Below are 13,085 nucleotides of genomic sequence, written 5' to 3' on the forward strand. Positions count from 1 at the left end.
TGTTTGGTGGAAAGGTAGCTGATCCTCTCATGGGTGTCTCCACCACAAGCCCCGAGAAGGGCATCTCACGCGTCACGGCCGACTTCCCACCCGTCAACGCCCTTCCCGTGCAGGGCTGGTACGACCTCGCGGACGCCGTCCGCGCCGCGGGCCGGGACCCCGCGACCCGCTGTGTGGTGCTGACCGCCGCCGGCCGCGGGTTCAACGCCGGCGTCGACATCAAGGAGATGCAGCGCGACCCCGGGCACGACACCCTGATCGGCGCCAACCGCGGCTGCTACGAGGCCTTCGCCGCCGTGTACGAGTGCGAGGTGCCCGTCGTCGCCGCGGTGCACGGTCACTGCCTCGGCGGCGGCATCGGACTGATCGGCAACGCGGACGCGATCGTCGCCTCGGACGACGCCACGTTCGGGCTGCCGGAGCTCGACCGCGGCGCGCTCGGCGCCGCCACCCATCTCGCCCGCCTGGTTCCGCAGCATCTGATGCGCGCCCTGTACTACACCTCGCGCACCGCGACGGCCGCCGAACTGCACCACCACGGCTCCGTCTGGAAGGTCGTGCCGCGCGGCGAACTCCAGGACACGGCGGTGGAGTTGGCCCGGGAGATCGCCCGCAAGGACGGCACCCTCATCCGGCTGGCCAAGGCGGCGATCAACGGCATCGATCCCGTCGACGTACGCCGCAGCTACCGCTTCGAGCAGGGCTTCACCTTCGAGGCGGGTCTCAGCGGTGTCGCCGACCGCGTCCGCGACACCTTCGGGAAGGAACCGCAGCCGTGACCGACAAGACCATGACGCCCGAGGACGTGGTGGGGCGCCTGCGCAGCGGCATGACCATCGGGATCGGCGGCTGGGGCTCGCGCCGCAAGCCGATGGCGCTGGTGCGCGCACTGCTCCGCTCCGAGATCACCGATCTGACCGTCATCTCCTACGGCGGCCCCGACGTCGGCATGCTCGCCGCCGCCCGCCGGATCGGCCGGCTGGTCACACCCTTCGTCACCCTCGACTCGATCCCGCTCGAACCGCACTACCGCGCCGCCCGCCAGCGGGGCGACTTCGCCCTCACCGAGATCGACGAGGCGATGTTCATGTGGGGCCTGCACGCGGCCGCCAACCGGCTGCCCTTCCTTCCGGTGCGGGCGGGCCTCGGATCGGACGTCATGCGGGTCAACCCCGAGCTGCGTACCGTCACTTCGCCCTACGAGGACGGCGAGGAGTTCGTCGCCGTGCCGGCGCTGCGCATGGATGCCGCGCTCGTCCATCTGAACCGGGCCGACCGCCAGGGCAACGGCCAGTACCTGGGCCCCGACCCCTACTTCGACGATCTGTTCTGCCAGTCCGCCGACGCCGCGTACGTCTCCTGCGACCAGCTGGTGGAGACGGCCGAGCTCACCAAGGACGCGGCCCCGCAGACCCTGCTGGTCGCCCGGCACGCGGTCACCGGAGTGGTGGAGGCCCCGAACGGCGCGCACTTCACCTCCTGCGCCCCCGACCACGAGCGCGACGAGGCCTTCCAGCGGATGTACGCCGGCACGCCCTGGGACGAGTTCGCGGGACGCTTCCTGGCCGGGGCCGGCGAAAGCGACTACCAACGCGCCGTACAGGCCTGGCACAAGGAGCAGCAGTGACCCCCACACGGACCGTCTCCCGGGCCGAGTACTGCGTCGTCGCCTGCGCCGAGGCATGGCGCGGCGACGGCGAGATCCTGGCCAGTCCGATGGGACTGATCCCCTCGGTCGGGGCCCGGCTGGCCCGGCGCACCTTCTCACCCGGCCTCCTGCTCACCGACGGCGAGGCGATGCTCGTCGGCCCGGACGGCACGGTGGAGGGCTGGCTGCCCTACCGTCAGCACCTCGCCATGGTCACCGGCGGCCGACGCCACGTCATGATGGGCGCGAGTCAGATCGACCGCTTCGGCAACCAGAACATCTCCTGCATCGGGGACTGGCGGCAGCCCACGCGCCAGCTCCTGGGCGTCCGCGGAGCGCCCGTCAACACCCTGAACAACCCGGTGAGTTACTGGGTGCCCAAGCACTCGGCCCGGGTCTTCGTGCCGAAGGTCGACGTGGTGTGCGGGGTGGGTCACGACAACGCTGCCGCCGCCGGCTCCAGTGCCACCCGGTTCCACCGCATCCCGCGCGTGGTGTCCGACCTGGGCGTCTTCGACTTCGCCACCCCCGACCGCTCGATGCGGCTCGCCTCCCTGCACCCCGGTGTCACGCTCGACCGGGTGCGGGAGGCCACCGGCTTCGCGCTGACGGTCCCGGACGACGTCCCGTACACACGCGAGCCGACCGAGGACGAACTGCGGCTGATCCGCGAGGTGATCGACCCGGAAGGACTGCGGGACCGCGAGGTCCCGGCCTGATGACGGGCCGTGTCCGGACGGCGCTCACCGAGCTCACGGGTGTACGCCATCCGATCGTGCAGACCGGGATGGGCTGGGTGGCGGGCCCGCGGCTGGTGTCCGCGGCCGCGGAGGCGGGAGCACTCGGCATCCTCGCCTCGGCGACGATGACCACCGACGAGCTGCGCCATGCGGTGCGCGAGGTCTCCGCCCGCACGGACGCGCCGTTCGGGGTCAACCTCCGCGCCGACGCGGGAGATGCGCGCGAGCGGGTGCGGATCATCGTCGAGGAGGGTGTACGGGTCGCCTCCTTCGCGCTCGCGCCCTCGCGGGAGCTGATCGCCGAGCTCAAAGACGCGGGGGTGGTCGTGATCCCGTCGGTCGGGGCGCGACGGCACGCGGAAAAGGTGGCCGCCTGGGGCGCGGACGCGGTGATCGTGCAGGGCGGCGAGGGCGGCGGCCACACCGGCGATGTCGCCACCACCGTGCTGCTGCCGCAGGTCGTGGACGCGGTCGGCATCCCGGTGATCGCGGCCGGCGGGTTCCGCGACGGACGGGGTCTGGTGGCGGCGCTCGCGTACGGTGCGGCGGGCATCGCGATGGGCACACGGTTCCTGCTCACCGCCGAGTCGACGGTTCCGGACGCGGTGAAGGCGAAGTATCTCGCGGCGTCCGTGAAGGACGTGACGGTGACGACGGCCGTCGACGGACTGCCGCACCGGATGCTGCGGACGGACCTGGTCGACTCGCTGGAGCGGCATGGCCGTACGCGTAACCTGGCCCGGGCGGTCCGCCACGCGGCCGGCTTCCGGAAGCTCTCCGGTCTGAGCTGGTCACGGATGCTCCGCGACGGCCTGGCCATGAAGCACGGGCGGGAACTGTCGTGGAGCCAGGTGCTGCTCGCCGCCAACACACCCATGCTGCTGCGGGCCTCCATGGTGGAGGGCCGCACCGACCTGGGGGTGATGGCGTCGGGTCAGGTCGCGGGGGTCATCGACGATCTGCCCACGTGTGCGGAGCTCGTCGACCGGGTCATGGCCGAGGCCCGGCAGGTGCTCGATGCACTGCCGGGCCCCGGTCGTCCCTGAGAATCGCGCTCAGGCTGCCCTGCGACGGCTGCTCTGCGCCGTGCGCTGGCGGCCTGCGGCCTGGCCGCCTGCCTGACCCTGGCGTGCCTGGCCGCCCTGACGGGCCGATGCGCCCTGCCGGGACTGACCGCTCTGGCGGGCCTGACCTCCCTGACCGGTCCGGCCGCCCTCACGGGCCTGCCCGCCCCGGCGGCCTCCGCCGGCACTGCGCGCCCGGCCCTGCGTCTGACGGGGCCGCTGCTGCTGGGCAGCCTGCTCCGGCACCTCGATGGTGACGGCGACACCCGAGGGCTCGCGAGCGCCGGTGATCCGGCTCAGTTCCTCGTCGCTCGACTTGATCCGGGCGGTCTGCGGGCTGATGCCGGCGTCCGCCATCAGCCGCGTCATCTCACGCCGCTGCTCGGGCAGCACCAGCGTGACCACGCTGCCGGACTCCCCCGCGCGGGCGGTACGGCCGCCGCGGTGCAGATAGTCCTTGTGGTCGACGGGCGGGTCGACGTTCACCACGAGTTCGAGATCGTCGACATGGATGCCACGGGCCGCCACGTTGGTCGCGACCAGCGCGGTGACCTGCCCGTTCTTGAACTGGTCCAGGGTGCGGTTGCGCTGCGGCTGTGAACGGCCGCCGTGCAGTGCCGCCGCCCGGACGCCGCTGGCCAGCAGCCGCTTCGCGAAGCGGTCCGCGGCACGCTTGGTGTCGACGAAGAGGATCACCCGGCCGTCGCGGGCCGCGATACGGGTGGCCACGGCCTTCTTGTCGGTCTCGTCCGCGACATGCAGCACATGGTGCTCCATGGTGGTGACGGCTCCCACGGAGGCGTCGACCGAGTGCACGACGGGATCGGTCAGGAACATGCGGACGAGCCGGTCTATGTTCTTGTCCAGCGTCGCCGAGAAGAGCATCCGCTGACCGTCCGGCTCGACCTGCTTGAGCAGCGCCGTGACCTGGGGCATGAAGCCCATGTCGGCCATCTGGTCGGCCTCGTCGAGGACGGTGATGGACACCCGGTCCAGGGAGCAGTCGCCGCGCTCGATCAGGTCCTTGAGCCGGCCGGGCGTGGCCACGAGCACCTCGGCGCCGCGGCGCAGCGAGCCCGCCTGCTTGGAGATCGACAGCCCGCCGACGACGGTGGTGAGCCGCAGCTGCACCGAGGTCGCGTACGGGGTCAGCGCGTCGGTGACCTGCTGCGCGAGTTCGCGGGTCGGCACCAGGACGAGCGCGAGGGGCGCCCGGGGTTCGGCACGGCGGCCGGCGGTACGGGCGAGCAGCGCGAGCCCGAAGGCCAGCGTCTTGCCCGAACCGGTGCGTCCGCGGCCGAGGATGTCACGGCCTGCGAGCGAGTTCGGCAGGGTCGCCGCCTGGATGGGGAAAGGCTCGGTCAGTCCCTGGGCCACGAGAGTCTTCAGCAATGCGGCCGGCATGTCCAGCTCGTCGAATGCGTGAACGGCGGGCAGCGCCGGGGTTACGGTTTCCGGCAGCGCGAATTCCTGCGGGGGAGCCGCCTTGCGGGCGGGGCCCTTGCCGGGGTTCTTTCGCGAGCCGTTGCCCGCTGTCTTTGCCGCGGGCCTGCCGGAGCCGGAGCCACGGGAATCAGCCGTGCGCTTACGGGCCGGGCGCGCCGGGCGGTCCTGACGTGCCGGACGGTCCTGGCCGGCCGGTCGATCGGAGCGAGTCATGCGGTATTGCCTTCCTGGGCCTCGGGACAGCACGCACAAGCCGGGGCCCGCACCCTTGAGGGTGCGGGCCCCGGCTAGGAGTCACGCGCCGACGGTTCAGGCCGGGACGATGTTCTCCGCCTGCGGGCCCTTCTGGCCCTGCGTGACGTCGAAGGAAACCTTCTGGCCCTCCTGGAGCTCACGGAAGCCCTGGGTGGCGATGTTCGAGTAGTGGGCGAAGACGTCGGCGCCGCCGCCGTCCTGCTCGATGAAGCCGAAGCCCTTTTCCGCGTTGAACCACTTCACGGTTCCAGTAGCCATGTCATTACTCCTAAAACGAGGGGCAAGCCGGAAATCCACACCTCGTGGATTTCCCATCGCCGCATTGACCCCCATCCGGAAAAGACCGGCAAACAAAATATGCGCCTGCGGAAGCATCCCGTCAGGCGCACACAAAGTTCATGGGTACCAAAACTGCAACACAGTAACCGTAGCATGCCCCTTCCTGAATGGCTCGCAGGCACGGCCGTTTCTTGATCACGCGGCGGAATCATGGGAGGGGCGTCGGCCCGGTGATCTCGGCCAGATGCCGGAGCGAGTTGCCGAGGTGATCGGGGCCGAAGGGCGGGAACCGGAGGTACTCCCGGACGGACTGCGGCACGGCGGACCAGTCGTAGGTGAGCGTCACCTCGGTCCCGGACGGGCCCAGCGGCGTCAGGTCGTACCGCCAGAACCAGCCGCCGAACTCCAGATGGCCGTCGCCCTTCGGGTCGTACCCCGTCCGCCAGCCGATGGCGCGCGGCGGGTCGGCCACCTGGACCTCGTTGAACACCTGGTAGTCACCGTCCGGATGTCCGGGGTGGTACATGTCCATCCGGAAGATCTGCCCCACGTCGGTCAGTGACACCGGGTCGACGGCTGCCTGGACCCAGCCGGTGCCGTCGATCGAAGCGTGGGTCGTCGGGTCCGCCAGCACCGCGTACACCCTGGCGGGGGGCACGGCGACGGTCAGGGTGGCGCTCACGTTCTCCTCGGGCACGGTGTCCACGCTCCTCGTCGTCTCGTCCCGGGCCTCCCGCAGGCGCGGAAGGGGAAGCTCACACCATGGAGACGGCGCGGCGAGGCGGAACTCATCGGCCGTCCGGGCACAGCGCGCCCCGGCGACGGCGGGAGCTCGGACGGGGCCCCGGCCAGGACCTGGTGCCGCGACAGGGCAAGGCTTGCCGGGAGCGGCACTAGAGCCGTTCGACGATGGTCACGTTCGCCTGGCCGCCGCCCTCGCACATCGTCTGGAGGCCGTAGCGGCCGCCCGTACGTTCCAGTTCGTGGAGCAGCGTCGTCATCAGCCGCACCCCCGTCGCGCCGAGCGGATGGCCGAGCGCGATCGCGCCGCCGTTGACGTTCACCCGGCCCGGGTCCGCTCCCGTCTCCTTCAGCCACGCGAGGACGACGGGGGCGAAGGCCTCGTTGATCTCGACCAGGTCCATCTCGTCGATCGACATGCCGGTCTTCTTGAGCGCGTGGGCCGTCGCCGGGATCGGGGCGGAGAGCATGCGGATGGGGTCCTCGCCGCGCACCGACAGATGGTGGATGCGGGCCCGCGGCGTCAGACCGTGCTCGCGGACGGCCCGCTCGCTCGCCACCAGCATCGCCGCGGCGCCGTCCGAGACCTGCGAGGAGCATGCCGCGGTGATGGTGCCGTCCGGCATCACGGGTTCCAGGCCGGCCATCTTCTCCACCGTGGTGTCACGGCGGGGGCCCTCGTCCACCCTCACGTCGCCGTACGCCACGGTCTCGCGCGCGAAACGCCCCTCGTCGATCGCCCGGACCGCGCGCCGGTGGGAGCGAAGGGCGTACTCCTCCTGGTCGCGGCGGGTGATGCCCCACTTCGCGGCGATCAGCTCGGCGCCGTGGAACTGGTTGACCGGCTGATCGCCGTACCGCGCCCGCCAGCCCTCGCTGCCCGCGAAGGGACCCTCGGTCAGTCCGAGCGGACCGGCCGCCTGACGGGAGGCGAACGCGATGGGGATCATCGACATGTTCTGGGTGCCGCCCGCCACCACCAGGTCCTGGGTGCCGGATAGCACCGCCTGGGCCGCGAAGTGCACGGCCTGCTGGGACGAGCCGCACTGCCGGTCGACGGTCACGCCCGGCACCTCCTCGGGCAGCCCCGCCGCGAGCCACGCGGTCCGGGCGATGTCGCCGGCCTGCGGACCCACGGTGTCCAGACAGCCGAAGACGACGTCCTCGACGGCCGACGGATCGACGCCGGACCGGGCCATCAGGGCGGTGAGCACATGCGCGCCCAGGTCGGCGGGGTGGACACCCGCGAGGCCTCCCCTGCGCCGGCCCACCGGGGTCCGTACCGCTTCGACGATGTAGGCCTCGCCCATGACAACTCCTCGGTCGGTTACTGACGTACGGCGATTCCGTCCAGCACCATCGACAGATACTGGCGGGCGATCTCCTCGGGACCGTGCTGTCCGCCGGGCCGGTACCAGGACGCCGCGACCCACACGGTGTCGCGCACGAACCGGTAGGTCAGCCGGACGTCCAGGTCGGCGCGGAAGACCCCGTCGGCGACGCCGCGTTCCAGCGTCCCGAGCCAGGCCTTCTCGAACTTCTGCTGCGAGTCGGTGAGGTAGTGGAAGCGGGGCTGCGCGGCCAGGTGCCGGGACTCCTTCTGGTAGATCGCGACGGCGGCCCGGTGCCGGTCGATCTCCCGGAACGACTCGGTGACGAGGGCCTCGATGGTCTCCCTCGGGCCGAGGCCGGCCGCGAGGACGCTGTCGTAGCCCTGCCACAGCTCGTCCAGGAACGTGGAGAGGATCTCGTCGACCATCGATTCCTTGGAATCGAAGTGGTAGTAGAGGCTGCCGGCGAGCATCCCGGCCTCGTCCGCGATCCTGCGGACGGTGGTGGCGTTGTACCCCTGCGCGGCGAACACCTCGGCGGCGAGGGCGAGGAGTTCACGCCGGCGCTCGGGCGAGGGGGTCACCTGGTTCTTCTTCTTGTTCGGCACAGGGTCATTGTCGGGGGCTCTCGGCGGGCTACGGATGGCGGCTGCTGACGGAGACGACCTCGCCGGTGAGATACGAGGCGTAGCCGCTGGCCAGGAAGACGATGGCGTTGGCGATCTCCCACGGCTCGGCGGGCCGGCCGAACGCCTCCTTGGCGGTCAGGTCGGCCAGCACCTCCGCGGAGGTGACCTTCACCAGATGGGGGTGCATGGCGAGGCTGGGGGCGACCGCGTTGACGCGTACGCCGTGGGCGGCAGCCTCGACGGCGGCGCAGCGGGTGAGCGCCATGACCCCGGCCTTGGCGGCGGCGTAGTGCGCCTGGCCGGCCTGGGCCCGCCAGCCCACCACGGACGCGTTGTTGACGATCGCTCCGCCGTTCCCGCCCGCCCGGAAGGCACGCAGGGCGGCGCGGGTACAGCGGAACGTGCCGGTGAGGGTGACACCGAGGACGCTGTCCCACTGCTCGTCGGTCATGTCGACGAGTTCGGCCGTACCGCCGAGGCCGGCGTTGTTGACGACGATGTCGAGTCCGCCGTGCCCCTCGGCCGCGCGGTCGAACAGCGCCTGCACCTGGGCCTCGTCGGTGACGTCACACGGCAGGGAGGAGACGGCGGAGGCGCCGAACTCCGCGGCGAGCGCGGCCTCCGTCTCCTTCAGGCGGCGCGCGTGGGCGTCGCTGATCAGGATTCGCGCGCCCTCCTCCAGGAACCTGCGGGCGGTCGCTCCGCCGATCCCGGCGCCGGCCGCGGCGGTGAGCACGGCGGTACGGCCTTTCAGCAGGCCGTGGCCCGGTACGTACTGCGCCCTGTTGTCCGTCACACCGGCACGTTAACCTACCAAACACTTGTTAGGGAAGGATGCGCGAATGGATCTGCAGCACTCCCCCGAGGACGAGGCCCTGCGGGCCGAGGCCCGCGACTGGCTCGCCGCGCATGTGCCGGAGCGCCCGCTGCCGTCCCTGGAGACACGCGAGGGGTTCGCGGCCCACCGCGCCTGGGAGGCGCGGCTCCACGCGGACCGCTGGTCGGTCGTCTCGTGGCCGAGGGAGTACGGCGGCCGGGGCGCCGGCCTGTTCGCCTGGCTGCTCTTCGAGCAGGAGTACTACGCCGCCGGCGCACCCGGGCGGGTCTCGCAGAACGGCATCAACCTCCTCGCGCCCACCCTCTTCGACCACGGCACCGAGGAGCAGCGGGCCCGGGTGCTGCCCCCGATGGCGAGCGGCGAGGTCGTCTGGGCCCAGGCATGGTCCGAACCCGAGGCCGGTTCCGATCTCGCGTCGCTGCGTTCGCGGGCCGTCCCGACGGAGGGGGGCTGGCTGCTGAACGGCCAGAAGACCTGGTCGTCCCGGGCGGCGTTCGCGGACCGCGCGTTCGGCATCTTCCGCAGTGATCCCCGGGCGGACCGGCCCCACCAGGGGCTGACGTATCTGATGTTCGACCTGTCGGCGCCCGGAGTGACCGTCCGGCCGGTCGGCCGGCTCGACGGGAAGCCCGCCTTCGCCGAACTCTTCCTCGACGACGTCTTCGTGCCGGACGAGGACGTGATCGGCGAGCCGGGCCGGGGGTGGCGGATCGCGATGTCCTCGACGGGCAACGAACGGGGCCTGACGCTGCGCTCCCCCGGCCGCTTCCTGGCCGCGGCCGACCGTCTCGTACGGCAGTGGCGGGAGGGGGGCGAGGACCGGGGCGTACGGGACCGGGTCGCGGACGCGGTGATCGGCGCGCGGGCCTACGAGTTGTTCACGTGGGCGGGCGCTTCGCGCTTCGCGCAGGGCGGCAGCATCGGCACGGAGTCCAGTCTCAACAAGGTCTTCTGGTCGCAGTACGACATCGCCCTGCACGAGACGGCGCTCGACCTGCTGGGCGAGGACGGTGAACTGTCCGACACGGCCTGGGCGGAGGGCCACCTCTTCTCGTTGGCGGGACCGATCTACGCGGGGACCAACGAGATCCAGCGCGACATCATCGCCGAGCGGCTGCTCGGCCTTCCGAAGGGCCGCCGCTGATGGATCTGACGCCGACCTCCGAACAGCTCGGTTTCGTCCGCTCGCTGGACGCGATGCTGACCGCGGCGGACGTCCCGTTGGCGGCCCGCGCCTGGGCCGCGGGCGATCGTGCGCCGGGCCGGGCGGTGTGGTCCCGGCTCGCGGAGGCGGGCCTCTTCGCGCTCGCGGCACCGGAGTTGTACGACGGCGTGGGCCCGCTCCCGGTCGAGCTGGCTCTCGCCTTCACGGAGCTGGGCCGCGCGGCCGTGCCGGGACCGCTCGTGGAGACGGCCGGCGCGGCGGTCCTGCTGACGCAGCTGGCCGAACTGGGCGACGCGGCACCGGCGAAGCGCCTGCTGCCGGGGCTGGTGGCGGGGGACGAGACGGCGACGCTGACCGTGGCAGGCCACGGCACGTACGCCCTGGACGCCGACGCGGCGGACGTGCTGCTGGTGGTCGAACCCGAGGCGGCGGACGGCGGCGCGGCCCGGCTGCGGTGTGCGCCCGGGCACGGGCCCCTGCGGGTCTCCGCCGACCCGGTCCGGCGTCTCGCCGCCCCGCTGGCCGGCGGTGAGATTCTCGCGAGCGGTCCGCATGTGGCCGCCGCCGCCGATCGCGCGGCCGCGCTGGCGAGGCTGCTCACCGCCGCGCAGGCACTCGGCGTGGGGCTCGCCCTCCTCGACCAGACCGTGGCCCACGTCAAGCAGCGCACCCAGTTCGGCGTCGCCGTCGGCTCGTTCCAGGCGGTCAAGCACCGGCTCGCGGACACGCTGATCGGGCTGGAGTTCGCGAGGCCGCTGCTGCACGGAGCCGCGCTCACCCTGGCTCCTGCGGACATCTGCGCCGCGAAGGTCACCGCGGGCGGGGCAGCGTACGCGGCGGCCGGCACGGCGCTGCAACTGCACGGCGCCGTCGGGTACACGGACGAGCTGGACCTCGCGCTGTGGCTGCGCAAGGCCCGGCCGCTGCGGGACGCGTGGGGCGCCCCCGCCCGCTGCCGGGCGGAGGTGCTGGCCGGCCGTACGTGACGTTCAGCGGCGCCGGACGGTCCGCAGCGAGCCGCCCGGGTTCCAGGACTGCACGACCAGCTCCTGTCCCTCGACGGAGGTCCGGACCACCTCGCCGAGCTCGGCGCGGAAGAGATGGAACGGCTCCGGCGGCCCGACCTCGGCCACGAACGCGGCGATCTGCGCGGGGTCGGTCACCTCCAGCGCCCGTCCGGAGATCCGTACGTCGCCACCGTCCATGGAGTCGTCGGGACCCGGGTTGGCGTGCACCGCGAAGCGCGGATCGCGCTTCAGGTCCTGCGCCTTGCGGGAGTCCGGCATCATGCCGAGCCACAACTCCCCGCTGCGGAAGGTCACTTCCAGCCCGGTCACGCGCGGCGCCCCGTCCTTGCGCAGGGTGGCGAGGACATGGTGCTTGTAGCGCTCGAAACGGCTCCGCACGGTGGCGGCGAACTCGGGCTCGGCCGCATGGAAGCCGGCCCACGTGGATGAGGTCATGCGTCCATCGAACCGCAGAAACCGGACATCTGCTGTCGGGATTCCCGGCGATACCTCCGTGGGCGACGGAACGCCTCACAGGCTCCGCAGGACGACGACCGCCGCGTGTCCCTCCGTGCGCAGCGGTCCTGGCGGTCCGTCGAGCAGTACGGCGTCGTACCGTTCGAGCGTCGGGCCCGCGTCGCCTACGGCCGTGGTGCCGTCCAGCGCGACCACCACCACCGTGGAGCCCGGCGGCACCTCCGGTGCGGCCTCTCCCCGTACGACCGAGGTCCGGCATGCGATGCGGTCCCGCCGGTACATCACATTGAAGTTGACGACCGGGCCGCCCAGCAGCCGGCCGTCGGTCGGCACGTCGCCGGGGAAGGCGTAGGGCCGGTAGCGCTGGTCGGCGACCGTGCGTTCCCCGCCCACCGTGAGTTCCATCCCCGCACCGTCGGCCACGGTCAGGATGCGCTCCACACCGGGGAACGCGGAGAACGGGCCGTCCACGCCGACATCGGCGAGCGAGATCCGCCAGTCGAAGTCGTCCGTCCCGGCGCCGTCGGGCGCGATCGCGACCTCACGGGTGGTTCCACCGCCGTTCTTCCACGGCACGGCCCGGCGGCCGTCGGCCCGCAGCACCCGGGGCGTCACCGCACGATGCCCTGGGCGCGGGCGGCGGCCAGCCACAGCGGGAACTCGCCGACCAGCCGGTCGTACAGCTCGGAGTCCGGGACCGTGCGCGGGTCGAGGCCGGCGTGGAAGAAGCCGGCGTTGTCCACGGCCCGCTTGGCGGGAACGGCGAGTTCGTCGAGCTTGTGCAGGAAGTCGAACTGCGAGCTGCGCTTGTTGCCGAAGCCGATGAACTGCCAGAACAGCGGCAGCTTCGCCGCCTTGCACAGATAGCGCTCGGCCGCGTGCTTGCTGATCGGACCGCCGTCGGTCTGGAAGACGACGAGCGCGGGGGCCGTCGAGCCGCTGTCGATGTAGTGGTCGATGACGGCGTCCATGGCCAGGTGGTAGCTGGTCTTGCCCATGTGCCCGAGGCCCGCGACGATCGCGTCGACCCGGCCGTGGTGGTTCTCCAGCGCTATGTCGGTGACGGCGTCGATGTCGGTGGAGAAGAAGACGACCGGGACACGGCCGTCGTCGTCGAGGTTCGCCGACAGGCCCAGCACCCGGTCGGCCAGCGCCTGCACGCTGCCGTCCTTGTAGTAGTCCTTCATGGAGCCGGAGTAGTCGAGCACCAGATAGACGGCGGCGCGCTGCCCGTCCAGGCCGTGCTTGCGCAGCGAGACCCCGGCGGACTTGTAGAGGCTGACGAGCGCGGGCGCCTTCTCCTCGACCTTGCGGAGACTGATGGCCGGTCCGGGGATGCTGGCGGTGGCCATGGACGGCTCCGTTCGTCGGATGAGGGTCGTCCGCCGAGGATATCGCCCGGATCCCCGGCGGCCCCGGGGACCTGATCGCTCGCGATCTCGGCCCTGTGCGGCCCCAACCCCCG

General features: G+C 71.9%; 15 protein-coding genes. 6 read left to right on the top strand and 9 right to left on the bottom strand.

Annotated features, from left to right (window positions below; translation table 11 throughout):
• The first annotated feature begins 29 nt into the window (after positions 1 to 29).
• From OHA05_RS08725 to OHA05_RS08740, 4 genes are read left to right on the top strand one after another with little or no spacing between them, the layout of a single operon-like run.
• On the top strand, positions 30 to 779 hold the full coding sequence (locus tag OHA05_RS08725; protein WP_328860230.1) for an enoyl-CoA hydratase family protein: 750 nt from the start codon (positions 30 to 32) through the stop codon (positions 777 to 779).
• Positions 776 to 1,627: a CoA transferase subunit A gene (locus tag OHA05_RS08730; RefSeq protein WP_328860231.1), complete on the top strand. Its 852-nt coding sequence runs from the start codon at positions 776 to 778 to the stop codon at positions 1,625 to 1,627. Before OHA05_RS08725 ends, OHA05_RS08730 begins: the two co-directional genes overlap by 4 nt.
• Positions 1,624 to 2,367 carry a CoA-transferase subunit beta gene (locus tag OHA05_RS08735; protein ID WP_328860232.1) on the top strand — a complete coding sequence of 248 codons (744 nt, stop codon included), beginning with the start codon at positions 1,624 to 1,626 and terminating at the stop codon, positions 2,365 to 2,367. The genes OHA05_RS08730 and OHA05_RS08735 overlap by 4 nt, the downstream gene beginning before the upstream one ends.
• Positions 2,367 to 3,434, top strand: coding sequence for an NAD(P)H-dependent flavin oxidoreductase (locus tag OHA05_RS08740; RefSeq protein WP_328860233.1), 1,068 nt, complete (start codon positions 2,367 to 2,369; stop codon positions 3,432 to 3,434). Before OHA05_RS08735 ends, OHA05_RS08740 begins: the two co-directional genes overlap by 1 nt.
• 9 nt (positions 3,435 to 3,443) lie before the next feature.
• Here the strand turns inward: OHA05_RS08740 and OHA05_RS08745 are convergent, their stop codons facing one another.
• From OHA05_RS08745 to OHA05_RS08770, 6 genes are all read right to left on the bottom strand, one after another.
• Complete coding sequence (locus OHA05_RS08745; protein WP_313946939.1) at positions 3,444 to 5,111, bottom strand: DEAD/DEAH box helicase; 1,668 nt, start codon at positions 5,109 to 5,111, stop codon at positions 3,444 to 3,446.
• Positions 5,112 to 5,207: 96 nt separating this feature from the next.
• Complete coding sequence (locus tag OHA05_RS08750) at positions 5,208 to 5,411, bottom strand: cold-shock protein (protein ID WP_037915390.1); 204 nt, start codon at positions 5,409 to 5,411, stop codon at positions 5,208 to 5,210.
• Positions 5,412 to 5,640: 229 nt separating this feature from the next.
• Positions 5,641 to 6,138: an SRPBCC family protein gene (locus OHA05_RS08755; RefSeq protein ID WP_313946938.1), complete on the bottom strand. Its 498-nt coding sequence runs from the start codon at positions 6,136 to 6,138 to the stop codon at positions 5,641 to 5,643.
• 187 nt (positions 6,139 to 6,325) lie between these two features.
• Complete coding sequence (locus OHA05_RS08760) at positions 6,326 to 7,483, bottom strand: acetyl-CoA C-acetyltransferase (RefSeq protein WP_313946937.1); 1,158 nt, start codon at positions 7,481 to 7,483, stop codon at positions 6,326 to 6,328.
• Between the two features lie 17 nt (positions 7,484 to 7,500).
• On the bottom strand, positions 7,501 to 8,112 hold the full coding sequence (locus OHA05_RS08765) for a TetR/AcrR family transcriptional regulator (RefSeq protein ID WP_313946936.1): 612 nt from the start codon (positions 8,110 to 8,112) through the stop codon (positions 7,501 to 7,503).
• Positions 8,113 to 8,140: 28 nt separating this feature from the next.
• Entirely contained in the window at positions 8,141 to 8,929 is a 789-nt protein-coding gene (locus OHA05_RS08770; protein ID WP_328860234.1) for an SDR family oxidoreductase, read from the bottom strand.
• Between the two features lie 46 nt (positions 8,930 to 8,975).
• Here OHA05_RS08770 and OHA05_RS08775 point away from each other — a divergent pair, with 46 nt between their 5' ends.
• Positions 8,976 to 10,115, top strand: a complete 1,140-nt coding sequence (locus tag OHA05_RS08775) for an acyl-CoA dehydrogenase family protein (protein WP_328860235.1) — start codon at positions 8,976 to 8,978, stop codon at positions 10,113 to 10,115.
• Positions 10,115 to 11,122 carry an acyl-CoA dehydrogenase family protein gene (locus OHA05_RS08780; RefSeq protein ID WP_328860236.1) on the top strand — a complete coding sequence of 336 codons (1,008 nt, stop codon included), beginning with the start codon at positions 10,115 to 10,117 and terminating at the stop codon, positions 11,120 to 11,122. The genes OHA05_RS08775 and OHA05_RS08780 overlap by 1 nt, the downstream gene beginning before the upstream one ends.
• Positions 11,123 to 11,125: 3 nt before the next feature.
• Here OHA05_RS08780 and OHA05_RS08785 read toward each other — a convergent pair whose 3' ends face one another.
• From OHA05_RS08785 to OHA05_RS08795, 3 genes are all read right to left on the bottom strand, one after another.
• Positions 11,126 to 11,599 (bottom strand): pyridoxamine 5'-phosphate oxidase family protein, encoded by a 474-nt coding sequence (locus tag OHA05_RS08785; RefSeq protein WP_328860237.1) that lies wholly within the window; start codon positions 11,597 to 11,599, stop codon positions 11,126 to 11,128.
• Between the two features lie 75 nt (positions 11,600 to 11,674).
• On the bottom strand, positions 11,675 to 12,235 hold the full coding sequence (locus tag OHA05_RS08790) for a HutD/Ves family protein (RefSeq protein WP_328860238.1): 561 nt from the start codon (positions 12,233 to 12,235) through the stop codon (positions 11,675 to 11,677).
• The gene (locus tag OHA05_RS08795) at positions 12,232 to 12,972 is read right to left on the bottom strand and encodes a vWA domain-containing protein (RefSeq protein WP_313946930.1); all 741 of its coding nucleotides are present in this window, start codon (positions 12,970 to 12,972) and stop codon (positions 12,232 to 12,234) included. Before OHA05_RS08795 ends, OHA05_RS08790 begins: the two co-directional genes overlap by 4 nt.
• Positions 12,973 to 13,085: the final 113 nt, after the last annotated feature.

The organism is Streptomyces sp. NBC_00306, from assembly GCF_036169555.1.
Classification (GTDB): Bacteria; Actinomycetota; Actinomycetes; order Streptomycetales; family Streptomycetaceae; genus Streptomyces; species Streptomyces achmelvichensis.

Coding starts and splice junctions, on each gene's coding strand:
- OHA05_RS08725 (WP_328860230.1), top strand. CDS start 30: ATGGGTGTCTCCACCACAAGCCCCGAGAAGGGCATCTCACGCGTCACG.
- OHA05_RS08740 (WP_328860233.1), top strand. CDS start 2,367: ATGACGGGCCGTGTCCGGACGGCGCTCACCGAGCTCACGGGTGTACGC.
- OHA05_RS08745 (WP_313946939.1), bottom strand. CDS start 5,111: ATGACTCGCTCCGATCGACCGGCCGGCCAGGACCGTCCGGCACGTCAG.
- OHA05_RS08750 (WP_037915390.1), bottom strand. CDS start 5,411: ATGGCTACTGGAACCGTGAAGTGGTTCAACGCGGAAAAGGGCTTCGGC.
- OHA05_RS08760 (WP_313946937.1), bottom strand. CDS start 7,483: ATGGGCGAGGCCTACATCGTCGAAGCGGTACGGACCCCGGTGGGCCGG.
- OHA05_RS08775 (WP_328860235.1), top strand. CDS start 8,976: ATGGATCTGCAGCACTCCCCCGAGGACGAGGCCCTGCGGGCCGAGGCC.
- OHA05_RS08780 (WP_328860236.1), top strand. CDS start 10,115: ATGGATCTGACGCCGACCTCCGAACAGCTCGGTTTCGTCCGCTCGCTG.
- OHA05_RS08785 (WP_328860237.1), bottom strand. CDS start 11,599: ATGACCTCATCCACGTGGGCCGGCTTCCATGCGGCCGAGCCCGAGTTC.
- OHA05_RS08795 (WP_313946930.1), bottom strand. CDS start 12,972: ATGGCCACCGCCAGCATCCCCGGACCGGCCATCAGTCTCCGCAAGGTC.